Here is a 20,394-nt window from a genome sequence, read left to right as displayed (position 1 = left end):
CCCCCGAGCACTATTTTAGTCCTATGATTTTTTTCATATAATAAAAATAGAAGCTTAGAAACAAGGTGCTTATATAAAATGACAGTGATGAAAGCCGCCCCTCAAGACAAGCCTCAAAAGCTTAGTAAACGGTGGGGAAAATGTGTTGTTGATAGTGGGTGGACAGCAATTCCAAATACGTTAATAGAACGTCAACGGGCTCTTGAATTAAACCCAACAGAGATGAACATATTACTGGTATTACTAAAATTTTGGTGGGAAGACGATAAATCACCATTTCCATCAAAAACAACAATTGCTGAATTCATTAATAGGGATGCAACTACAGTAAGAAAATCAATGAAGAGCCTTGAAGATAAAGGCCTACTTAAAAGAGAGGCTCGTTTTTATGAAAAAGGAGGTCAAACATCTAACTCATACGACTTAAGTGGTCTTGTTGAGAAATTAAAAATTGAATCAAAAATACTAACAAAAATTAAAGAACAAAGAAAAAAAGAGGATGGACGATTACGTAGAGGAGGTAAATAATTTTGAAAAGTAAAACTATTTCACAAGCAATAAGAGGGCAAAAAACATGGATTGAATATGAAAGACAAGACCTTAGACATCTTGATGATCAAGATCTGTTAGATGAAGAAGAAATCATCAAAGCATGTGACTCACAAGAAAACGCTATATCTTTAATTCATAATAAATTAAATGTTAAAAACGGACTCTGCATACTAGAGTCTCCCATCGGCAACGTTGTTGTACATGAATCTACTATCCCACACATAGTAGAAAAACGAAAAGATGCACGTGAACGTTATCTTAACTTTGCAATATCGACCATTTTAAATCCATATGAAATCTATGATGTGGAGTACGATGATGGTTCAGTAAGACGAGTTTTTATAGGAGCATTCAAAGGAAAAAAACAAATGCTAGCTATAGCTGTCAAACAAGAAAACGAACAAAGATGGCTATGGAACTTTATGCATTGCGATGCCAAAAAGCTCAATAAGCATAGGAATGGACATTTAGTATATAGTCGAAATTAAGAAAGGCGGTCTCAATGAGACCGCCTTCTATTAATCTCTTTTTTATAATCCTCAAGAGAAAAGGAAGGAAAGGTCTCACCCTACACAATCACTCTTTTGATTATTGGGTTCCTACGCAATCTATTGGCAAAGAGACCAGATTGTTTCGCGCTTTCACTTATTAAATAATATACTACTACCACTATAATGCAATCCCCCTATATCAAATTGAATACAAGACATAATGAATTTTTGAAGGTTTAGTTGTAGGTATTCTGTCAATTAATCCGTTAATTAATCAATGTGTAGTAAACGTTAAGCTAGTTTGGTCGATACTGGGGAGGGGGAATAGCCGATTTAACGAAAATAAACTGGTCGGCATTCACTTGATGTATGAAAAAAAACAATGGCGTAAAAACAAAAAAGCCCTATGCACTTGAAGTACGTAGGGCTTAATGCTTTAATAGTTTCCGTTCTTAGTGCGTCAACACTTTGAACAGAGGGCAGCTAAGAACCTGAGAAATTCTAACTGCATACCCAAACAAAACAGACTTGCTTGAGTAGTTGTGATTATAGCTATCTAGCCTGTAATTACAAGAGACGAATGAATGAAAGCGACACTTCCCCCCCTAAATACATGGCATCCCCTAGAATCTTTAACTTCTGAATATGAAGTGATCCCGTTCCGTGATCGCAAGAAAAAATATATCCCAACCTTAAACCGAAAGTTATTCAACACGATTGAGAAGTATGGCGCGTGGGTAAATTCGCAATGGCCTTTCTTAGTTCATAAGTTGGTTGAGGTCGGTATGCGTAAGCGTAATCTCTCATTTAAAGAAGTACATAAGCGTAATATTGAAAATACGTTACGTTGGATTTCTTACCATTCGGATGCGGTAACCGGTTGTATTAACGTGACTCATTTGTGTATCGAGATTGGAAAAGAGATCGGGGTATCGAGCTCGACTATTTCAGTGATCATGAAAGAATTGGTTATCATGGGCTTGTTGTACGAGCCTGAGCACAGTGGTCAATCCATACAAGATATTCTGCATGATGGCCGATTGCCAAGAACGCTATGCACCACACCGTTGTTCTATGAAATGTTTGGTATCAATCAGAATGAGTTAGATCGTTTGCGCTCCATTGAGATTAAGCGACGTGAAATTGAGTATGCAAAAAGACAAGAAAAATACGACGCAGAAATCGCTCTGAAAACCTACTGTCACAGTAATATTCTGCGTGTATGGGAATATCGACATACTCAATCAACCTCAAGTTATAAGATTAAATTGGCTGATATGGAGCCAATGACTCGCCTGGCTTATATTTCTCGTAAGCTACTTGAGCGTATCAAAGCGAAAGAGTAGGCCAATCAGTACCGAAAAAAATAACATCACCAAGATGGCCAACAATCTACTTCGTAGAATGGGACTATCGGTTAAAAAAGCGGAATTCGCCCCTCCAATACCTTAAATTAAGTGACCTTGTCACGCTCTTAGCTGGGTGGAACTCGTCACGCCTATAATTCACATTGTTCAATAAGTGAGCAGATAAAGTGATAAAAAAGGATCTTTTTCATCGTTATACGGATCCTTTTTCATTGGTTCCCTATTAGTTATACATTAATGTCGGAATAGCCCTTTCTTAATTCAGATATAGCCCCTTTCTAAACCCGGCTAATATTCTTTTCTTATCTAATTCAAAAATATCTAATTCCACCAATGCTTGTTGATAAAAGAGCAGAGCATTAGATACCTCCCATTAATTTTTATTTAAAACCTCAGACTCCTTTAGTTCTTCATTAAAAATTAAAGGGCAAATTAACCCCTTACAAAATCAATCAATTCTTTGATGTGGTCAGTCATACGCGCTGAAAGTACTTTTTGTCATTCGACAGGAAGATGAATCACACTCTAAAAGAAATGGGGTAGTTCTTATCGCTTCGCGATGGTCTAGCAAGAAAGGAAATGCGCCGCGAGCTCGAAATTACGCAAGTTGCATAACGCAACCTGCGTAATTTCTAATACCCTTGTTATGGCTTAGGCTCTGGTACAGTAACTTGAGGATTAGAGACTCTAAAAAAATGAACTAAGATTGAGTATTTTTCTCTTCTTGTTTTCACTGATTCATTTTCATGTCGTTTCCAATAACCAATAATTTGTCTTTTCCCTATGCTTTCTAAGGATGAGATTGGTTCGTGTTTGAAAATATCGTCAATGATGGCAATTAATCGTTTCATTTGTTTCTTTTTGTACGCCGATTTTTTTCCTTTGGTACTGTAAACGATCAGGGTTTGTCTTATTTCAAAGTGGGTTTGTGGATGCATGCTTTATCCCAAATAGTTGTTCGTTATTGATATACGTTCGTGGCCAAGTTCTTTTGATATCTGTAATCGGGCTTGATGATCTAACTGTCGTGCGTCTTGTTTTGAGATGTTTAACGTGGTTGCCAGGTATTGGTGATGGGTTGAATGAGGTACGTTTGCTAATACAGGGCTTAATGCACCGGTTAATTTTTCATATCGATGATTGGCAAAATGATGTCGTTCGGAATGGAATGTAAAACCAAGTGAGTGGATCTCTCGATAAGATTGATTTTGAAATTGTGACCACTTTTGCTCTGCAGGGATCATCGAGTGCTCATGTTTTTGAATATCTGCAGCTCTTTCCAGTGCTGATATTTGAGTATGAGATGAAATTGGGATAGTTCTTTCTTTTCCGCCTTTTGTTCCAAACTCAACCGTGATCACTTGCTTGTTAATTGCTTCCTGAAGAGCGCTCTTTGCGTCAATAAGACACGATTCTTTGAATCGTAGACCAAACTCTCTTTCAAGCGTGATAATGGCTCCTAGTCGCTCAGACACGTTATTTACAGCATGATTGTGCTCTGCCAGTGTGACGCTGTGGTTGCTGGTTGCGATCCCTGTTCGATTCGGTAAGCCGGCATCTTTTACAGGATTGATATGAAGCTGGTGATCACATCGAGCATGAGATAGCGCAACATTGATTTTAGATAAGTAATTTTGGGCAGTTGAAGCACTCATTTTTTCTTCTTCAAAACGCTGATTTAAGGATCCTGCATAAGACTGAACGTGAGATTTTTCTATTTTTCGTAGATCCTTTATCTCAAATTCTTCTTTCATGTGTTTTGCAAAATCATTGAAGGCACTTTTCGAATTGTGTGTTGAATTGTCACCGTTCCCCTTCATTTTGTAGGCAGCAACAAGCGCTCGGCTCATATCACGAGAGCCAAGGCCAAAATTTCTTACGTGCAGTTTTCTATCCATGTAATTTACCTTCTAGAATCATGTATTTTTACGCTTAGTTATGTAATTTCCTTTCTTGAATTATGTATTTTTACGCCTAGTATTTTGTATTCTCACAGATGCTCATCATTGATGTTTAGTTAAGAGATTACGCACATTTATTTTTTAAGATCAGCAAGTTGTGCTTCTTGAACGTCATTTTGCAGACTCTGATCTATTGTGAGAACACAGCGATACGCTGTTGTTTTTTGCTCTCTTTCTCAGTGCCGTACCGTTTGCATTAAATACGAACATAATTTCGTATTTCGATACCTCAACATTGAGATTTTTCACTATGTACTTTCCAAAACTTCCGGCCATTTGATTGAAGGCAACAATAAATTATTGTGTTTAAGGCTTATGGCGAAAGGGTTTTCAGCAAATAGCGGTATTCCGCGTCTAATTTTTATAAAAAAATTAGACGCGATGAGAGTAGGTTATGAGTAAATCATCAGGTGATAAATTTGACGTAGCCAAGCAGCTGCAAGATATCTTGCATAAGTTGGAAATAATCAATTGGTATGTAGCTAAGAAATAGCTATAGGTTCCACTCCCGACGATCCGGGCCACACCGGTGGGTGTGTGGTACATGCGCAGCAAAGCGCATGGAAGAAAGTTGTCGTTACTCAGAAGAGCTTACAGCCAAAACGACTCAACTGTAAATTGATGGAGTGATCATCTCACTGCTGCGTAATGTTGTCAAACTAAGCTCTTGTGGGAAACAGATTTCTATATATTTAAAACAGTTTTCTATATTTGAGCAAAGAAAACTGATAACCTTGATTTCCGTAACAGAAATCAAGGTTATCATGATGGCAAAAAAAGAAAAACAGTTAGATCTACTTACTGAAGAAAAAGGAAATTATGGCCACGGTGGATCAAGAGCCGGTTCGGGGAGAAAAAAAGGCGCTGGAAGTAAGTTAATTAGAGTCCCTTCTCAGCTTGTCGGGAAGGTAGAGGCGTTAATTACGAAGTATAAGAGTGATGATATGGATTTTGACATTAATGAGCACATTACAAAACGTATTGAGCAGCTAGAACAAGACAAAAAGGGACAAACGTTTGAAGTTAAATCGGCGATTAATAACGTACTTGTCGAGCTAAAGAACCTTCAAAAGATTTTAGAGGATGAAATTGAAAATGAGTAAACCGCTATTAGATGAAGTCGTTTTAAAATTGATAGACGCAAAATTAAAACTAAACGGACATGTTACAAGTAAAGATATTTATTTTCACCTGGGCCTTGGTCGCCAGAAAGTCAGTAAAGTCTTTCAAGTTTACTTAACTGCAAATCCAGGATCGATGACATATGTACCATCTAAAAAGAAATACATCGCCTGCAGTAATTTTAAACCGGTTTTTCTTGAATCTGGAGCCGGTGAATATGTCGATGCGTTGATCATTGTTTTTGGTACTTTTGAAGTGAATTAGTTAACACAGTTTTCTATATTTGCATTGTTCATATTTAGAATTCATTAAATTGTGATGAATTTTAATGAATTCAAATTTAGCGTAACGATAAATGCTTAAAATAGACCTTACAGGGTGATTTTTATCTCAAATGGATCGAGATTTTATTGCCCTGTAAATCGCCCTGAAAGCGTCATAAACTTTCAAACGTGTTTAGGGGGGTATCGGTTAGGTTTATATCTGAAAAGCGGCACTGTGGACTTCTGAGGCTGCGAAAGCATGGTTTTCATAGGCTAACTTACGGATTTAACATAAGGGGCATATCCTGCACCGCTTTTCTTATTAATCTGAGAAAACAGACAGTGTCGGATTTGTATAGGCATTCACTTATAGAAAAAACATTACTGATGTTTTTCTATGTCGCTTCTATCTGGATTTTACGTAACTTCCGTATCTCGACCAATTTCAATTACCACTAACTTATAGATAAGGAGTAACAGTAATATCCTGAACCTCAAAAATTTAACCCAGTTAAATTTTTGATTTGTATTTATATTCTTAGTAATACCGTCCCCTTATAGAGAAAGGCTGCCTTCCTGGTGGCTTTTTTTATATCCACAGTTTTTGTAAAGAGAATAGATATTCAACTAATGTTTTTGGAGAAAAACATGAAAAAAATTCAAGCTATAATTCAATTCTTATTTTTGCTTGTAAAGGCTATCCGTTTGTTTGGTGTAGCTGTTGACTGGTTTGATGGTATTTAACGTAACGCACATATCGCGCATCAGTTTTGACACCTCCTTAGAGAAGAGCATCAACTGAGGTTATTCTTAGTATGAGCCAATTTAAAATAATATTGGATTTACCTTGTTTGTATTTATCTCTGAATAAATAATTTTTCCACTTGGAATTTGATGTTTAGTTGGTGATATATGATTTTGTTGTTGGTGTTTTTCTTAAGATGTTCTGGCACTTGACATAGGAAAATTGATGGTAAAATAAATGAGTAACATAAAAAACGGAAGAAGTTGTAAGAGGTTCCCGCCTCTTACAACTTCCAATTATAAACAACAGCAACATTAGGTAATGGTGCGTATTATCCGTCAATTAAATGATAGCACTGTTAGCCTATTTGCAAAAATGAGTAAATAAATATGACATTCATTGAATTATTTTCTGTGGGTATTGGTGGCGTAACATTGCTTGTTATCACTTTCAATTGTGGCTTTTGGTTTGGTAGCGTTACTGAGAGGTCTAAATTATTTATGTTGAAATAAGTTAATTCAACATAATAGCCGATTCTACGAATCGTAAAGGTCGCTAAATTTAGCGGCCTTTTTCGTGTATGGGGTCAGTTTGGATATCGAAAATTATTGTACGTTAAGAAAGAGCAAAATTTCTTCAGTTCACGGGGCTAACCCATTGATTACTTCAAATGCCTATCGCATTTAAGTTAACGCATTGATGTCATTTATCCTGCAACGCCCTATCTCATTGAGGTACACCCAAACGGGATAGATCACATCAGTATCACTACCGTACAATAATGTCCGATATCCAAACTCTCCCCTGTCTGGACGTTACACGATCACACGCGTTCTGGACTGATTTTACGTAATGCGCATATCCTGCACCGGTTTTCTTATTAATCTGGAGAAAACAGACAATGTCGGATTTGTATAAGCACACACTAATAGAGAAGGAGTAACAGTAATATCCTGAACCTCTAAAATTTAACCCGGTTAAATTTTTAGGGAAGTTTCGATTTGTCTTTATATTCTTAGTAATACCGTCCCCTTATAGAGAAAGGCTGCCTTCCTGGTGGCTTTTTTTATATCCACAGTTTTTGTAAAGAGAATAGATATTCAACTAATTTTTTGGAGAAAAACATGAAAAAAATTCAAGCTATAATTCAATTCTTATTTTTGCTTGTAAAGGCTATCCGTTTGTTTGGTGTGGCTGTTGACTGGTTTGATGGTATTTAACGTAACGCACATATCGCGTATTAAATTTGGGCTAACAGAATTTATAAACCTAACATGATTTTGGCTAACAAATTCTGGGTGAAAATTGAGCTTCGTCACGATAACCATATTTGTTGAATTGCATTTTATTGATAAGCCCCAAGATCTTTTACGTATGAATATGTCATATAAATTAAGTATAAGGAATTTATCGTGGGACATTACGAAATAAAAAAATCATCAAAAATTACCGATCAACCATTTTGGTTTGTTTTAAAAGCATCTAATGGTCAAGTTATTGCAACAAGTGAGATGTATACAAGTAAGCAGGCCGCTGAAAACGGTATTAAATCGGTACAAGAAAATGGTTCTACAACAGAAATTAAAGATTTAACATAAAATATTTCGGGAAGTTAATTTTACATAGTTCCCGTATCACGAATCGAAGGTCGCTTAAATTGGCGGCCTTTTTCGTATCTGGACGTTACACGATCATGCGCGTTCTGAGTTGATTTAACGTAACGTGCATATCCTGCACTAATGTCTTACCGAATTTTTTATTTCCCCACCTTCGGGGGTATACATATATCACAGGTGTTTTATGCGATTTACACGTGTGATTCGCAGCTGCGAATTTAACTTAACAGCCATGTCGCGTACAGATTTTTGGATAATAGAAAAAAGTCTTACGTGTTTTGCTTATAATAAAAATAGACAGAAAGGCCGTTAAATCTAGCGGCCTTTTTCGCGTCTGGACGTTACACAACCATACCGTTCTGAACTGATTTCACTTAATGTGCATATCGCGCATCGAATTGTTCGTGCTCGTTATGTTAAATATGTCTTCGGACAGCAGCTACTTACAATATAGCTATGTGTGGGTAACACTCGACTCATGTTTAAAATTACCCTTCATTCTTTCTTTATTAACAAATTAAAATAAAACGATATAAGCATTTTCCCCTCCCTAGCGTAGGAAAAGAAGCCTCCCCACAAGGACGAAAATACCTCCCTCCCCAAGTCAAAAACACCTTACAAATAAGACATAACTTTAAAAATACACATTATAACTATACATAACGATACACACATATATAACATATAATACTGCCCTAGGAATTATTACCCCCCCGAGCACTATTTTAGTCCTATGATTTTTTTCATATAATAAAAATAGAAGCTTAGAAACAAGGTGCTTATATAAAATGACAGTGATGAAAGCCGCCCCTCAAGACAAGCCTCAAAAGCTTAGTAAACGGTGGGGAAAATGTGTTGTTGATAGTGGGTGGACAGCAATTCCAAATACGTTAATAGAACGTCAACGGGCTCTTGAATTAAACCCAACAGAGATGAACATATTACTGGTATTACTAAAATTTTGGTGGGAAGACGATAAATCACCATTTCCATCAAAAACAACAATTGCTGAATTCATTAATAGGGATGCAACTACAGTAAGAAAATCAATGAAGAGCCTTGAAGATAAAGGCCTACTTAAAAGAGAGGCTCGTTTTTATGAAAAAGGAGGTCAAACATCTAACTCATACGACTTAAGTGGTCTTGTTGAGAAATTAAAAATTGAATCAAAAATACTAACAAAAATTAAAGAACAAAGAAAAAAAGAGGATGGACGATTACGTAGAGGAGGTAAATAATTTTGAAAAGTAAAACTATTTCACAAGCAATAAGAGGGCAAAAAACATGGATTGAATATGAAAGACAAGACCTTAGACATCTTGATGATCAAGATCTGTTAGATGAAGAAGAAATCATCAAAGCATGTGACTCACAAGAAAACGCTATATCTTTAATTCATAATAAATTAAATGTTAAAAACGGACTCTGCATACTAGAGTCTCCCATCGGCAACGTTGTTGTACATGAATCTACTATCCCACACATAGTAGAAAAACGAAAAGATGCACGTGAACGTTATCTTAACTTTGCAATATCGACCATTTTAAATCCATATGAAATCTATGATGTGGAGTACGATGATGGTTCAGTAAGACGAGTTTTTATAGGAGCATTCAAAGGAAAAAAACAAATGCTAGCTATAGCTGTCAAACAAGAAAACGAACAAAGATGGCTATGGAACTTTATGCATTGCGATGCCAAAAAGCTCAATAAGCATAGGAATGGACATTTAGTATATAGTCGAAATTAAGAAAGGCGGTCTCAATGAGACCGCCTTCTATTAATCTCTTTTTTATAATCCTCAAGAGAAAAGGAAGGAAAGGTCTCACCCTACACAATCACTCTTTTGATTATTGGGTTCCTACGCAATCTATTGGCAAAGAGACCAGATTGTTTCGCGCTTTCACTTATTAAATAATATACTACTACCACTATAATGCAATCCCCCTATATCAAATTGAATACAAGACATAATGAATTTTTGAAGGTTTAGTTGTAGGTATTCTGTCAATTAATCCGTTAATTAATCAATGTGTAGTAAACGTTAAGCTAGTTTGGTCGATACTGGGGAGGGGGAATAGCCGATTTAACGAAAATAAACTGGTCGGCATTCACTTGATGTATGAAAAAAAACAATGGCGTAAAAACAAAAAAGCCCTATGCACTTGAAGTACGTAGGGCTTAATGCTTTAATAGTTTCCGTTCTTAGTGCGTCAACACTTTGAACAGAGGGCAGCTAAGAACCTGAGAAATTCTAACTGCATACCCAAAAAACAAAACAGACTTGCTTGAGTAGTTGTGATTATAGCTATCTAGCCTGTAATTACAAGAGACGAATGAATGAAAGCGACACTTCCCCCCCTAAATACATGGCATCCCCTAGAATCTTTAACTTCTGAATATGAAGTGATCCCGTTCCGTGATCGCAAGAAAAAATATATCCCAACCTTAAACCGAAAGTTATTCAACACGATTGAGAAGTATGGCGCGTGGGTAAATTCGCAATGGCCTTTCTTAGTTCATAAGTTGGTTGAGGTCGGTATGCGTAAGCGTAATCTCTCATTTAAAGAAGTACATAAGCGTAATATTGAAAATACGTTACGTTGGATTTCTTACCATTCGGATGCGGTAACCGGTTGTATTAACGTGACTCATTTGTGTATCGAGATTGGAAAAGAGATCGGGGTATCGAGCTCGACTATTTCAGTGATCATGAAAGAATTGGTTATCATGGGCTTGTTGTACGAGCCTGAGCACAGTGGTCAATCCATACAAGATATTCTGCATGATGGCCGATTGCCAAGAACGCTATGCACCACACCGTTGTTCTATGAAATGTTTGGTATCAATCAGAATGAGTTAGATCGTTTGCGCTCCATTGAGATTAAGCGACGTGAAATTGAGTATGCAAAAAGACAAGAAAAATACGACGCAGAAATCGCTCTGAAAACCTACTGTCACAGTAATATTCTGCGTGTATGGGAATATCGACATACTCAATCAACCTCAAGTTATAAGATTAAATTGGCTGATATGGAGCCAATGACTCGCCTGGCTTATATTTCTCGTAAGCTACTTGAGCGTATCAAAGCGAAAGAGTGGCCAATCAGTACCGAAAAAAATAACATCACCAAGATGGCCAACAATCTACTTCGTAGAATGGGACTATCGGTTAAAAAAGCGGAATTCGCCCCTCCAATACCTTAAATTAAGTGACCTTGTCACGCTCTTAGCTGGGTGGAACTCGTCACGCCTATAATTCACATTGTTCAATAAGTGAGCAGATAAAGTGATAAAAAAGGATCTTTTTCATCGTTATACGGATCCTTTTTCATTGGTTCCCTATTAGTTATACATTAATGTCGGAATAGCCCTTTCTTAATTCAGATATAGCCCCTTTCTAAACCCGGCTAATATTCTTTTCTTATCTAATTCAAAAATATCTAATTCCACCAATGCTTGTTGATAAAAGAGCAGAGCATTAGATACCTCCCATTAATTTTTATTTAAAACCTCAGACTCCTTTAGTTCTTCATTAAAAATTAAAGGGCAAATTAACCCCTTACAAAATCAATCAATTCTTTGATGTGGTCAGTCATACGCGCTGAAAGTACTTTTTGTCATTCGACAGGAAGATGAATCACACTCTAAAAGAAATGGGGTAGTTCTTATCGCTTCGCGATGGTCTAGCAAGAAAGGAAATGCGCCGCGAGCTCGAAATTACGCAAGTTGCATAACGCAACCTGCGTAATTTCTAATACCCTTGTTATGGCTTAGGCTCTGGTACAGTAACTTGAGGATTAGAGACTCTAAAAAAATGAACTAAGATTGAGTATTTTTCTCTTCTTGTTTTCACTGATTCATTTTCATGTCGTTTCCAATAACCAATAATTTGTCTTTTCCCTATGCTTTCTAAGGATGAGATTGGTTCGTGTTTGAAAATATCGTCAATGATGGCAATTAATCGTTTCATTTGTTTCTTTTTGTACGCCGATTTTTTTCCTTTGGTACTGTAAACGATCAGGGTTTGTCTTATTTCAAAGTGGGTTTGTGGATGCATGCTTTATCCCAAATAGTTGTTCGTTATTGATATACGTTCGTGGCCAAGTTCTTTTGATATCTGTAATCGGGCTTGATGATCTAACTGTCGTGCGTCTTGTTTTGAGATGTTTAACGTGGTTGCCAGGTATTGGTGATGGGTTGAATGAGGTACGTTTGCTAATACAGGGCTTAATGCACCGGTTAATTTTTCATATCGATGATTGGCAAAATGATGTCGTTCGGAATGGAATGTAAAACCAAGTGAGTGGATCTCTCGATAAGATTGATTTTGAAATTGTGACCACTTTTGCTCTGCAGGGATCATCGAGTGCTCATGTTTTTGAATATCTGCAGCTCTTTCCAGTGCTGATATTTGAGTATGAGATGAAATTGGGATAGTTCTTTCTTTTCCGCCTTTTGTTCCAAACTCAACCGTGATCACTTGCTTGTTAATTGCTTCCTGAAGAGCGCTCTTTGCGTCAATAAGACACGATTCTTTGAATCGTAGACCAAACTCTCTTTCAAGCGTGATAATGGCTCCTAGTCGCTCAGACACGTTATTTACAGCATGATTGTGCTCTGCCAGTGTGACGCTGTGGTTGCTGGTTGCGATCCCTGTTCGATTCGGTAAGCCGGCATCTTTTACAGGATTGATATGAAGCTGGTGATCACATCGAGCATGAGATAGCGCAACATTGATTTTAGATAAGTAATTTTGGGCAGTTGAAGCACTTCATTTTTTCTTCTTCAAAACGCTGATTTAAGGATCCTGCATAAGACTGAACGTGAGATTTTTCTATTTTTCGTAGATCCTTTATCTCAAATTCTTCTTTCATGTGTTTTGCAAAATCATTGAAGGCACTTTTCGAATTGTGTGTTGAATTGTCACCGTTCCCCTTCATTTTGTAGGCAGCAACAAGCGCTCGGCTCATATCACGAGAGCCAAGGCCAAAATTTCTTACGTGCAGTTTTCTATCCATGTAATTTACCTTCTAGAATCATGTATTTTTACGCTTAGTTATGTAATTTCCTTTCTTGAATTATGTATTTTTACGCCTAGTATTTTGTATTCTCACAGATGCTCATCATTGATGTTTAGTTAAGAGATTACGCACATTTATTTTTTAAGATCAGCAAGTTGTGCTTCTTGAACGTCATTTTGCAGACTCTGATCTATTGTGAGAACACAGCGATACGCTGTTGTTTTTTGCTCTCTTTCTCAGTGCCGTACCGTTTGCATTAAATACGAACATAATTTCGTATTTCGATACCTCAACATTGAGATTTTTCACTATGTACTTTCCAAAACTTCCGGCCATTTGATTGAAGGCAACAATAAATTATTGTGTTTAAGGCTTATGGCGAAAGGGTTTTCAGCAAATAGCGGTATTCCGCGTCTAATTTTTATAAAAAAATTAGACGCGATGAGAGTAGGTTATGAGTAAATCATCAGGTGATAAATTTGACGTAGCCAAGCAGCTGCAAGATATCTTGCATAAGTTGGAAATAATCAATTGGTATGTAGCTAAGAAATAGCTATAGGTTCCACTCCCGACGATCCGGGCCACACCGGTGGGTGTGTGGTACATGCGCAGCAAAGCGCATGGAAGAAAGTTGTCGTTACTCAGAAGAGCTTACAGCCAAAACGACTCAACTGTAAATTGATGGAGTGATCATCTCACTGCTGCGTAATGTTGTCAAACTAAGCTCTTGTGGGAAACAGATTTCTATATATTTAAAACAGTTTTCTATATTTGAGCAAAGAAAACTGATAACCTTGATTTCCGTAACAGAAATCAAGGTTATCATGATGGCAAAAAAAGAAAAACAGTTAGATCTACTTACTGAAGAAAAAGGAAATTATGGCCACGGTGGATCAAGAGCCGGTTCGGGGAGAAAAAAAGGCGCTGGAAGTAAGTTAATTAGAGTCCCTTCTCAGCTTGTCGGGAAGGTAGAGGCGTTAATTACGAAGTATAAGAGTGATGATATGGATTTTGACATTAATGAGCACATTACAAAACGTATTGAGCAGCTAGAACAAGACAAAAAGGGACAAACGTTTGAAGTTAAATCGGCGATTAATAACGTACTTGTCGAGCTAAAGAACCTTCAAAAGATTTTAGAGGATGAAATTGAAAATGAGTAAACCGCTATTAGATGAAGTCGTTTTAAAATTGATAGACGCAAAATTAAAACTAAACGGACATGTTACAAGTAAAGATATTTATTTTCACCTGGGCCTTGGTCGCCAGAAAGTCAGTAAAGTCTTTCAAGTTTACTTAACTGCAAATCCAGGATCGATGACATATGTACCATCTAAAAAGAAATACATCGCCTGCAGTAATTTTAAACCGGTTTTTCTTGAATCTGGAGCCGGTGAATATGTCGATGCGTTGATCATTGTTTTTGGTACTTTTGAAGTGAATTAGTTAACACAGTTTTCTATATTTGCATTGTTCATATTTAGAATTCATTAAATTGTGATGAATTTTAATGAATTCAAATTTAGCGTAACGATAAATGCTTAAAATAGACCTTACAGGGTGATTTTTATCTCAAATGGATCGAGATTTTATTGCCCTGTAAATCGCCCTGAAAGCGTCATAAACTTTCAAACGTGTTTAGGGGGGTATCGGTTAGGTTTATATCTGAAAAGCGGCACTGTGGACTTCTGAGGCTGCGAAAGCATGGTTTTCATAGGCTAACTTACGGATTTAACATAAGGGGCATATCCTGCACCGCTTTTCTTATTAATCTGAGAAAACAGACAGTGTCGGATTTGTATAGGCATTCACTTATAGAAAAAACATTACTGATGTTTTTCTATGTCGCTTCTATCTGGATTTTACGTAACTTCCGTATCTCGACCAATTTCAATTACCACTAACTTATAGATAAGGAGTAACAGTAATATCCTGAACCTCAAAAATTTAACCCAGTTAAATTTTTGATTTGTATTTATATTCTTAGTAATACCGTCCCCTTATAGAGAAAGGCTGCCTTCCTGGTGGCTTTTTTTATATCCACAGTTTTTGTAAAGAGAATAGATATTCAACTAATTTTTTGGAGAAAAACATGAAAAAAATTCAAGCTATAATTCAATTCTTATTTTTGCTTGTAAAGGCTATCCGTTTGTTTGGTGTAGCTGTTGACTGGTTTGATGGTATTTAACGTAACGCACATATCGCGCATCAGTTTTGACACCTCCTTAGAGAAGAGCATCAACTGAGGTTATTCTTAGTATGAGCCAATTTAAAATAATATTGGATTTACCTTGTTTGTATTTATCTCTGAATAAATAATTTTTCCACTTGGAATTTGATGTTTAGTTGGTGATATATGATTTTGTTGTTGGTGTTTTTCTTAAGATGTTCTGGCACTTGACATAGGAAAATTGATGGTAAAATAAATGAGTAACATAAAAAACGGAAGAAGTTGTAAGAGGTTCCCGCCTCTTACAACTTCCAATTATAAACAACAGCAACATTAGGTAATGGTGCGTATTATCCGTCAATTAAATGATAGCACTGTTAGCCTATTTGCAAAAATGAGTAAATAAATATGACATTCATTGAATTATTTTCTGTGGGTATTGGTGGCGTAACATTGCTTGTTATCACTTTCAATTGTGGCTTTTGGTTTGGTAGCGTTACTGAGAGGTCTAAATTATTTATGTTGAAATAAGTTAATTCAACATAATAGCCGATTCTACGAATCGTAAAGGTCGCTAAATTTTAGCGGCCTTTTTCGTGTATGGGGTCAGTTTGGATATCGAAAATTATTGTACGTTAAGAAAGAGCAAAATTTCTTCAGTTCACGGGGCTAACCCATTGATTACTTCAAATGCCTATCGCATTTAAGTTAACGCATTGATGTCATTTATCCTGCAACGCCCTATCTCATTGAGGTACACCCAAACGGGATAGATCACATCAGTATCACTACCGTACAATAATGTCCGATATCCAAACTCTCCCCTGTCTGGACGTTACACGATCACACGCGTTCTGGACTGATTTTACGTAATGCGCATATCCTGCACCGGTTTTCTTATTAATCTGAGAAAACAGACAATGTCGGATTTGTATAAGCACACACTAATAGAGAAGGAGTAACAGTAATATCCTGAACCTCTAAAATTTAACCCGGTTAAATTTTTAGGGAAGTTTCGATTTGTCTTTATATTCTTAGTAATACCGTCCCCTTATAGAGAAAGGCTGCCTTCCTGGTGGCTTTTTTTTATATCCACAGTTTTTGTAAAGAGAATAGATATTCAACTAATTTTTTGGAGAAAAACATGAAAAAAATTCAAGCTATAATTCAATTCTTATTTTTGCTTGTAAAGGCTATCCGTTTGTTTGGTGTGGCTGTTGACTGGTTTGATGGTATTTAACGTAACGCACATATCGCGTATTAAATTTGGGCTAACAGAATTTATAAACCTAACATGATTTTGGCTAACAAATTCTGGGTGAAAATTGAGCTTCGTCACGATAACCATATTTGTTGAATTGCATTTTATTGATAAGCCCCAAGATCTTTTACGTATGAATATGTCATATAAATTAAGTATAAGGAATTTATCGTGGGACATTACGAAATAAAAAAATCATCAAAAATTACCGATCAACCATTTTGGTTTGTTTTAAAAGCATCTAATGGTCAAGTTATTGCAACAAGTGAGATGTATACAAGTAAGCAGGCCGCTGAAAACGGTATTAAATCGGTACAAGAGGAAATGGTTCTACAACAGAAATTAAAGATTTAACATAAAATATTTCGGGAAGTTAATTTTACATAGTTCCCGTATCACGAATCGAAGGTCGCTTAAATTGGCGGCCTTTTTCGTATCTGGACGTTACACGATCATGCGCGTTCTGAGTTGATTTAACGTAACGTGCATATCCTGCACTAATGTCTTACCGAATTTTTTATTTCCCCACCTTCGGGGGTATACATATATCACAGGTGTTTTATGCGATTTACACGTGTGATTCGCAGCTGCGAATTTAACTTAACAGCCATGTCGCGTACAGATTTTTGGATAATAGAAAAAAGTTTACGTGTTTTGCTTATAATAAAAATAGACAGAAAGGCCGTTAAATCTAGCGGCCTTTTTCGCGTCTGGACGTTACACAACCATACCGTTCTGAACTGATTTCACTTAATGTGCATATCGCGCATCGAATTGTTCGTGCTCGTTATGTTAAATATGTCTTCGGACAGCAGCTACTTACAATATAGCTATGTGTGGGTAACACTCGACTCATGTTTAAAATTACCCTTCATTCTTTCTTTATTAACAAATTAAAATAAAACGATATAAGCATTTTCCCCTCCCTAGCGTAGGAAAAGAAGCCTCCCCACAAGGACGAAAATACCTCCCTCCCCAAGTCAAAAACACCTTACAAATAAGACATAACTTTAAAAATACACATTATAACTATACATAACGATACACACATATATAACATATAATACTGCCCTAGGAATTATTACCCCCCCGAGCACTATTTTAGTCCTATGATTTTTTTCATATAATAAAAATAGAAGCTTAGAAACAAGGTGCTTATATAAAATGACAGTGATGAAAGCCGCCCCTCAAGACAAGCCTCAAAAGCTTAGTAAACGGTGGGGAAAATGTGTTGTTGATAGTGGGTGGACAGCAATTCCAAATACGTTAATAGAACGTCAACGGGCTCTTGAATTAAACCCAACAGAGATGAACATATTACTGGTATTACTAAAATTTTGGTGGGAAGACGATAAATCACCATTTCCATCAAAAACAACAATTGCTGAATTCATTAATAGGGATGCAACTACAGTAAGAAAATCAATGAAGAGCCTTGAAGATAAAGGCCTACTTAAAAGAGAGGCTCGTTTTTATGAAAAAGGAGGTCAAACATCTAACTCATACGACTTAAGTGGTCTTGTTGAGAAATTAAAAATTGAATCAAAAATACTAACAAAAATTAAAGAACAAAGAAAAAAAGAGGATGGACGATTACGTAGAGGAGGTAAATAATTTTGAAAAGTAAAACTATTTCACAAGCAATAAGAGGGCAAAAAACATGGATTGAATATGAAAGACAAGACCTTAGACATCTTGATGATCAAGATCTGTTAGATGAAGAAGAAATCATCAAAGCATGTGACTCACAAGAAAACGCTATATCTTTAATTCATAATAAATTAAATGTTAAAAACGGACTCTGCATACTAGAGTCTCCCATCGGCAACGTTGTTGTACATGAATCTACTATCCCACACATAGTAGAAAAACGAAAAGATGCACGTGAACGTTATCTTAACTTTGCAATATCGACCATTTTAAATCCATATGAAATCTATGATGTGGAGTACGATGATGGTTCAGTAAGACGAGTTTTTATAGGAGCATTCAAAGGAAAAAAACAAATGCTAGCTATAGCTGTCAAACAAGAAAACGAACAAAGATGGCTATGGAACTTTATGCATTGCGATGCCAAAAAGCTCAATAAGCATAGGAATGGACATTTAGTATATAGTCGAAATTAAGAAAGGCGGTCTCAATGAGACCGCCTTCTATTAATCTCTTTTTTATAATCCTCAAGAGAAAAGGAAGGAAAGGTCTCACCCTACACAATCACTCTTTTGATTATTGGGTTCCTACGCAATCTATTGGCAAAGAGACCAGATTGTTTCGCGCTTTCACTTATTAAATAATATACTACTACCACTATAATGCAATCCCCCTATATCAAATTGAATACAAGACATAATGAATTTTTGAAGGTTTAGTTGTAGGTATTCTGTCAATTAATCCGTTAATTAATCAATGTGTAGTAAACGTTAAGCTAGTTTGGTCGATACTGGGGAGGGGGAATAGCCGATTTAACGAAAATAAACTGGTCGGCATTCACTTGATGTATGAAAAAAAACAATGGCGTAAAAACAAAAAAGCCCTATGCACTTGAAGTACGTAGGGCTTAATGCTTTAATAGTTTCCGTTCTTAGTGCGTCAACACTTTGAACAGAGGGCAGCTAAGAACCTGAGAAATTCTAACTGCATACCCAAACAAAACAGACTTGCTTGAGTAGTTGTGATTATAGCTATCTAGCCTGTAATTACAAGAGACGAATGAATGAAAGCGACACTTCCCCCCCTAAATACATGGCATCCCCTAGAATCTTTAACTTCTGAATATGAAGTGATCCCGTTCCGTGATCGCAAGAAAAAATATATCCCAACCTTAAACCGAAAGTTATTCAACACGATTGAGAAGTATGGCGCGTGGGTAAATTCGCAATGGCCTTTCTTAGTTCATAAGTTGGTTGAGGTCGGTATGCGTAAGCGTAATCTCTCATTTAAAGAAGTACATAAGCGTAATATTGAAAATACGTTACGTTGGATTTCTTACCATTCGGATGCGGTAACCGGTTGTATTAACGTGACTCATTTGTGTATCGAGATTGGAAAAGAGATCGGGGTATCGAGCTCGACTATTTCAGTGATCATGAAAGAATTGGTTATCATGGGCTTGTTGTACGAGCCTGAGCACAGTGGTCAATCCATACAAGATATTCTGCATGATGGCCGATTGCCAAGAACGCTATGCACCACACCGTTGTTCTATGAAATGTTTGGTATCAATCAGAATGAGTTAGATCGTTTGCGCTCCATTGAGATTAAGCGACGTGAAATTGAGTATGCAAAAAGACAAGAAAAATACGACGCAGAAATCGCTCTGAAAACCTACTGTCACAGTAATATTCTGCGTGTATGGGAATATCGACATACTCAATCAACCTCAAGTTATAAGATTAAATTGGCTGATATGGAGCCAATGACTCGCCTGGCTTATATTTCTCGTAAGCTACTTGAGCGTATCAAAGCGAAAGAGTGGCCAATCAGTACCGAAAAAAATAACATCACCAAGATGGCCAACAATCTACTTCGTAGAATGGGACTATCGGTTAAAAAAGCGGAATTCGCCCCTCCAATACCTTAAATTAAGTGACCTTGTCACGCTCTTAGCTGGGTGGAACTCGTCACGCCTATAATTCACATTGTTCAATAAGTGAGCAGATAAAGTGATAAAAAAGGATCTTTTTCATCGTTATACGGATCCTTTTTCATTGGTTCCCTATTAGTTATACATTAATGTCGGAATAGCCCTTTCTTAATTCAGATATAGCCCCTTTCTAAACCCGGCTAATATTCTTTTCTTATCTAATTCAAAAATATCTAATT

22 protein-coding genes are annotated in these 20,394 nt (G+C 36.6%); 17 read left to right on the top strand and 5 right to left on the bottom strand.

Annotation, left to right across the window (positions count from 1 at the left end; translation table 11 throughout):
* Positions 1 to 78 precede the first annotated feature (78 nt).
* The 3 genes from ACU5DF_RS23570 to ACU5DF_RS23560 all read left to right on the top strand — a co-directional run bounded on the left by ACU5DF_RS23570 (position 79) and on the right by ACU5DF_RS23560 (position 2,389).
* Positions 79 to 528, top strand: coding sequence for a helix-turn-helix domain-containing protein (locus ACU5DF_RS23570; protein WP_446714342.1), 450 nt, complete (start codon positions 79 to 81; stop codon positions 526 to 528).
* A 2-nt stretch (positions 529 to 530) separates the two neighbouring features.
* Positions 531 to 1,040, top strand: a complete 510-nt coding sequence (locus ACU5DF_RS23565) for a PBECR2 nuclease fold domain-containing protein (RefSeq protein ID WP_446714341.1) — start codon at positions 531 to 533, stop codon at positions 1,038 to 1,040.
* A 587-nt stretch (positions 1,041 to 1,627) separates the two neighbouring features.
* Entirely contained in the window at positions 1,628 to 2,389 is a 762-nt protein-coding gene (locus ACU5DF_RS23560; protein ID WP_446714351.1) for a replication initiation protein, read from the top strand.
* A gap of 665 nt (positions 2,390 to 3,054) precedes the next feature.
* Here the strand turns inward: ACU5DF_RS23560 and ACU5DF_RS23555 are convergent.
* Positions 3,055 to 3,348, bottom strand: a complete 294-nt coding sequence (locus ACU5DF_RS23555; RefSeq protein ID WP_274449490.1) for a hypothetical protein — start codon at positions 3,346 to 3,348, stop codon at positions 3,055 to 3,057.
* Positions 3,349 to 3,351: 3 nt separating this feature from the next.
* Positions 3,352 to 4,308, bottom strand: coding sequence for an integrase domain-containing protein (locus ACU5DF_RS23550; RefSeq protein WP_446714350.1), 957 nt, complete (start codon positions 4,306 to 4,308; stop codon positions 3,352 to 3,354).
* 827 nt (positions 4,309 to 5,135) lie between these two features.
* Here ACU5DF_RS23550 and ACU5DF_RS23545 point away from each other — a divergent pair.
* From ACU5DF_RS23545 to ACU5DF_RS23515, 7 genes are all read left to right on the top strand, one after another.
* Positions 5,136 to 5,474: a hypothetical protein gene (locus ACU5DF_RS23545; protein WP_446714346.1), complete on the top strand. Its 339-nt coding sequence runs from the start codon at positions 5,136 to 5,138 to the stop codon at positions 5,472 to 5,474.
* On the top strand, positions 5,467 to 5,757 hold the full coding sequence (locus ACU5DF_RS23540) for a BrxR family helix-turn-helix transcriptional regulator (RefSeq protein WP_446714345.1): 291 nt from the start codon (positions 5,467 to 5,469) through the stop codon (positions 5,755 to 5,757). Before ACU5DF_RS23545 ends, ACU5DF_RS23540 begins: the two co-directional genes overlap by 8 nt.
* 1,133 nt (positions 5,758 to 6,890) lie before the next feature.
* A complete protein-coding gene (locus ACU5DF_RS23535; RefSeq protein ID WP_446714344.1) occupies positions 6,891 to 7,013 on the top strand; it encodes a hypothetical protein in 123 nt (40 codons plus the stop codon).
* Positions 7,014 to 7,913: 900 nt separating this feature from the next.
* On the top strand, positions 7,914 to 8,099 hold the full coding sequence (locus tag ACU5DF_RS23530; protein WP_446714349.1) for a YegP family protein: 186 nt from the start codon (positions 7,914 to 7,916) through the stop codon (positions 8,097 to 8,099).
* Between the two features lie 806 nt (positions 8,100 to 8,905).
* On the top strand, positions 8,906 to 9,355 hold the full coding sequence (locus ACU5DF_RS23525) for a helix-turn-helix domain-containing protein (RefSeq protein WP_446714342.1): 450 nt from the start codon (positions 8,906 to 8,908) through the stop codon (positions 9,353 to 9,355).
* Between the two features lie 2 nt (positions 9,356 to 9,357).
* Entirely contained in the window at positions 9,358 to 9,867 is a 510-nt protein-coding gene (locus ACU5DF_RS23520) for a PBECR2 nuclease fold domain-containing protein (protein ID WP_446714341.1), read from the top strand.
* Positions 9,868 to 10,457: 590 nt separating this feature from the next.
* Positions 10,458 to 11,324 carry a replication initiation protein gene (locus ACU5DF_RS23515; RefSeq protein WP_446714340.1) on the top strand — a complete coding sequence of 289 codons (867 nt, stop codon included), beginning with the start codon at positions 10,458 to 10,460 and terminating at the stop codon, positions 11,322 to 11,324.
* A 559-nt stretch (positions 11,325 to 11,883) separates the two neighbouring features.
* On the opposite strand, the gene ACU5DF_RS23510 is transcribed toward ACU5DF_RS23515, so the two are convergent.
* From ACU5DF_RS23510 to ACU5DF_RS23500, 3 genes are all read right to left on the bottom strand, one after another.
* On the bottom strand, positions 11,884 to 12,177 hold the full coding sequence (locus ACU5DF_RS23510; protein WP_274449490.1) for a hypothetical protein: 294 nt from the start codon (positions 12,175 to 12,177) through the stop codon (positions 11,884 to 11,886).
* Positions 12,178 to 12,180: 3 nt separating this feature from the next.
* Positions 12,181 to 12,714, bottom strand: a complete 534-nt coding sequence (locus ACU5DF_RS23505; protein ID WP_446714348.1) for an integrase domain-containing protein — start codon at positions 12,712 to 12,714, stop codon at positions 12,181 to 12,183.
* Between the two features lie 145 nt (positions 12,715 to 12,859).
* Positions 12,860 to 13,138 carry a hypothetical protein gene (locus ACU5DF_RS23500; protein WP_446714347.1) on the bottom strand — a complete coding sequence of 93 codons (279 nt, stop codon included), beginning with the start codon at positions 13,136 to 13,138 and terminating at the stop codon, positions 12,860 to 12,862.
* 827 nt (positions 13,139 to 13,965) lie between these two features.
* Here ACU5DF_RS23500 and ACU5DF_RS23495 point away from each other — a divergent pair.
* From ACU5DF_RS23495 to ACU5DF_RS23465, 7 genes are all read left to right on the top strand, one after another.
* Positions 13,966 to 14,304, top strand: a complete 339-nt coding sequence (locus ACU5DF_RS23495; protein ID WP_446714346.1) for a hypothetical protein — start codon at positions 13,966 to 13,968, stop codon at positions 14,302 to 14,304.
* Positions 14,297 to 14,587: a BrxR family helix-turn-helix transcriptional regulator gene (locus ACU5DF_RS23490; protein ID WP_446714345.1), complete on the top strand. Its 291-nt coding sequence runs from the start codon at positions 14,297 to 14,299 to the stop codon at positions 14,585 to 14,587. The genes ACU5DF_RS23495 and ACU5DF_RS23490 overlap by 8 nt, the downstream gene beginning before the upstream one ends.
* Positions 14,588 to 15,719: 1,132 nt before the next feature.
* Positions 15,720 to 15,842, top strand: coding sequence for a hypothetical protein (locus tag ACU5DF_RS23485; protein WP_446714344.1), 123 nt, complete (start codon positions 15,720 to 15,722; stop codon positions 15,840 to 15,842).
* A 901-nt stretch (positions 15,843 to 16,743) separates the two neighbouring features.
* On the top strand, positions 16,744 to 16,926 hold the full coding sequence (locus tag ACU5DF_RS23480) for a YegP family protein (RefSeq protein ID WP_446714343.1): 183 nt from the start codon (positions 16,744 to 16,746) through the stop codon (positions 16,924 to 16,926).
* Between the two features lie 810 nt (positions 16,927 to 17,736).
* A complete protein-coding gene (locus tag ACU5DF_RS23475) occupies positions 17,737 to 18,186 on the top strand; it encodes a helix-turn-helix domain-containing protein (protein WP_446714342.1) in 450 nt (149 codons plus the stop codon).
* A 2-nt stretch (positions 18,187 to 18,188) separates the two neighbouring features.
* Positions 18,189 to 18,698 (top strand): PBECR2 nuclease fold domain-containing protein, encoded by a 510-nt coding sequence (locus ACU5DF_RS23470; RefSeq protein WP_446714341.1) that lies wholly within the window; start codon positions 18,189 to 18,191, stop codon positions 18,696 to 18,698.
* A gap of 587 nt (positions 18,699 to 19,285) precedes the next feature.
* Positions 19,286 to 20,152: a replication initiation protein gene (locus ACU5DF_RS23465; RefSeq protein WP_446714340.1), complete on the top strand. Its 867-nt coding sequence runs from the start codon at positions 19,286 to 19,288 to the stop codon at positions 20,150 to 20,152.
* The last annotated feature ends 242 nt before the right edge of the window (positions 20,153 to 20,394 follow it).

The organism is Aliivibrio wodanis, from assembly GCF_052920805.1.
This window is presented reverse-complemented; position numbering and strand designations above follow the sequence as displayed.